The following is a 3,691-nucleotide window of genomic DNA, read 5'->3' on the forward strand; positions in this document are numbered from 1 at the left end:
TCAACTTGTGCCTGTAGGAAGTGGGAGTTATACGAAAACCTTTCCAGAAGGTACTTTACCAACAGGACATGTTAACTATAAACCTCAAAATAACCTTCCATGGCCTGATTTTAATCATTCAGATGCACATCCTATGATCACCTCCAATTTGGAAGGTAAGCCTATTCCAACAAATGACTGGTGGTCATCCCTAGTATGGAACAATCAAATAGGTACCCAGGATTACCCATACAGTTTACCCATGTGGGCTTATCCTGTTACCTTTCAGGCAAGCAACAAAGGGTTAGGAATGGCAAGGCCTGTCAATCCCCCAGTCAATGACCGTTATCATATGGCAGGTTATGGGGTGGATATGGTCGTATCCGGAATTGTAGGGTTAAATGCCCCCGATGCTCGTTTACATGATTTCGGAGATTGGACCGTCACTGCTTCCTGGGATGATGGACAAAACCATTTATTAGCAACCATGGGACATGGGATGCCCTTTTCTTACTTTGAAAAGGTAAATGGAGGGGACATTTTTGTAGATTTTGTTGCTGGAAATGAAGTCTCCCATGATGCAGGAGAGGAAGTGATCGTTTTCTTTACCCATGGTCGGAAATTTGCCGCTTTTGCTCCTCAAGGTTCAGTTTGGCAGAAGAATGGAACAGTATATACAACGGATCTGAATGGAAAGAACTATTGGTCAATTGCTCTTTTACCGGAGGTGCCAGAAGAAACTCCTGAAACCTATCCAGTTGAAATTCTTGAAGAATTTAGACAGCATGCTTATGCTTTTCCGACAAATACAACTGTTGAATGGAACTACAATGAAGCCAATGCAACAGTTGCCTCTACCTACAGCGTTCAAACGGAATTGAAAGAAAGTGGCAATGGAAATAGTGATCAAGTATTGCAGGCTCTACTCCCTCATCAATGGGGTAGGACTGATGATGCTTTTAAAAGTTATAGCTATGGGAGTATGCGTGGGGAATTAAAAGTGATTGATGTCAACAGTTTCAGCCTTCAAAGTCAATTTAATGGGGTACTTCCTTCCCTTCCTAATCTGGGGGAATTTAGTGATACCTATAGTTCTGCCAAATTAAATCAATATTTGGAGGAGGCCATGTGGGATGATTTGCCAATCACAGAGACTTACAATCAGGGAAAAAGCTTTTACAAGTTTGTACAGGTCGCCCAAATTGCTGAGCAGATGGGAAACATCCAAGTGCGGGAACAAGCCATAACCAAGGTGAAAAATGTTTTGGAGACCTGGCTTAATGCTAGCACAAATCCTATATCGGAGATTTTTTATTACAATGAAGAATGGGGAACTATGCTGGGATATCCTGATGGTCACTACCAGGCTTCTCTTATGAATGACCACCATTTCCATTGGGCTTATTTCATTCAGGCAGCCGTAGCGGTGGAGCAATATTTCCCTGGTTGGGCTAATGAATGGGGAGGTATGATTGACCTATTAATTCGAGATGCAGCAACTCCGAACCGAGAAGATACGATGTTTCCATTTTTAAGAAACTTCGATCCTTATGCAGGTCATAGTTGGGCCAATGGAGGAGCAAGGGATTTTCTAGGAAATGATCAAGAATCAAGTTCAGAAAGCATGCATTTCAATACCGCCTTGATACTTTGGGGGGAATTAAGAGGTAATAAAGAAATACGTGATTTGGGGATTTACCTCTATGAAACTGAACTATCAGCAATTGAAGAATATTGGTGGGACCTGGAAGAGAGAAATTTTGATCCTAATTTCAACTATTCTGCTGCGGGAAGAATATTTGGAGGAGGTTATCAGTTAGCCACGGTATGGACCTTTGATATACCAGAAGCTTATGGAATCAATTACCTACCGATCCATGGAGGCTCCTTATACCTGGGATACAACACAGATTATGTCCAAAAGGCTTATGATGAAATGTTACGTCTTCATGGAAGTAATGAACCTGACTTATGGAATGATATTTTCTGGGAATACCTTTCTTTTGCTGATCCTGAGGAGGCCCTTAGCCGTTTTGAAAGTTATCCTGATTATCCGGTGGAGTATGCCGAAACTAAGGCCCATACCTATCATTGGTTACATAATATGAAAGCATTAGGCCAGGTAGATACAAACGTTACGGCTAACACTCCTTTGGCTGCGGTTTTTAATAATAATGGTAATAAAACTTATGTAGCTCATAATTACGGCAATTCAGACAAAGAAGTAAGATTCTCCGATGGCTTTATACTTCAAGTACCTGCAGGTAAAACAGCTACGAGTCGGGATAGTCAAATTCAGGTGGCAATTACCAGCCCAATTTATGGACAGGAATACCCAGAAAGTCCCATAAACATCCAAATAGAAGTGGAAGCCTCTGCGGAAGGTGGAATAAGCAAGGTGGAATTTTTCAGAAATGACTTAAAAATTGGTGAATCCCTTTCTGCTCCTTTTTTCCATGAAGATGCAAACGTTGACGATGGAATTTACACTTATGTGGCTAAAGCCTTTAGCGGAGAAGAAAGTAATTCTTCTGCTCCCATTTTGGTAACTGTAGGACAAGGAGCTCCACAGGAGCCTTACAATGGTGTTACTCAATTAATTCCTGGGCAAATCCAGATCGCGCATTTTGATGAAGGCGGAGAAGGAGTAGCTTATCACAGCACCACAGCCCGTGCAGGGGAAGCAGATGGCATCAGAGAAGACACCCGTGTAAGTGTACAAGGTAGTCAGGAAGGCAATACCATCGGATGGATAAACGATGGCGAATGGTTAGAGTATACGATAAATGTACAGGAAGCAGGCATATATCAAATGGATGTACGGGTTGCTACTCCAAATAGTCAGGCAGGACCTTTCCAGTTAATTGCAAATGGGGAAATAAAAACGAACCCTATTTTTGTCAATTCAACTGGTGATTGGGGGAATTGGGTAACGTTGAGTGTTGCTGATATTGCCCTAAATGCAGGGGAACAAATTCTAAGGTTTGACATTGTGGGAGGAGGGTTTAATTTGGGTAACTTGACATTTACCAAAACAGCAGACTTACCAGGAGATCAACCGCCAAGCATCCCCCAAGGCTTAAACACTCAAAACTTAACAGCAAATAGCTTAACCTTTAATTGGGAAGCGTCCTCTTCTAACGGTAATGAGTTGTCTTACGAGGTGAATATCAACAATGACCTGTACACAGGTACAACGGCCACTTCAGTTAACATTGAAGGGCTGCAAGCCAATACCACCTACCAATTGAAGGTTAGAGCAGAAAATGAATTCGGCTTTTCGGATTTTAATAGTCTGGAGGTAACTACCCCTACCGGTGGAAATCCGGGGAATCTTGCTATACCGGAAAACTTTTTGGCTTCAAATATCACTTCAAGCAGTCTAATACTCAATTGGACACACCCTAGTTTAGAAGTAAATTTTGAGGTGTTTAAAGAGGACGAATTCTTGCAAACGATTTCAAGTTCTTCCTTTGAGGTGGATGGTTTAACTCCAAATACGATTTATACCTTTAAGGTCAGAGCCGTAGATGGCTTTGACCAAAGATCAGATTTTGCAATTTTAACCGTTCAGACTGCCCCTGTTTCTGGTGGAGAAGTATGTTCTGGTGAAGGGGCTAACACCTCTGGAAATGGTCCAGATTATTTTTACGAGCTGAGCAGTGGGGATAACCCTACTCTTACTTTCAAACCGGCTCGTCAGGGAGTGGGA

Annotated in this window: 1 protein-coding gene; it reads left to right on the forward strand. The window is 42.1% G+C overall.

Going from position 1 to position 3,691, the window contains the following annotated elements; translation table 11 throughout:
* Positions 1–3,691 (forward strand): glycosyl hydrolase (locus E1171_RS05050; protein WP_155204715.1); only part of this gene is annotated, 3,691 nt, incomplete at both ends.

Origin of the sequence: Xanthovirga aplysinae, assembly GCF_009711365.1 — a bacterium.
Taxonomy (GTDB): domain Bacteria; phylum Bacteroidota; class Bacteroidia; order Cytophagales; family Cyclobacteriaceae; genus Xanthovirga; species Xanthovirga aplysinae.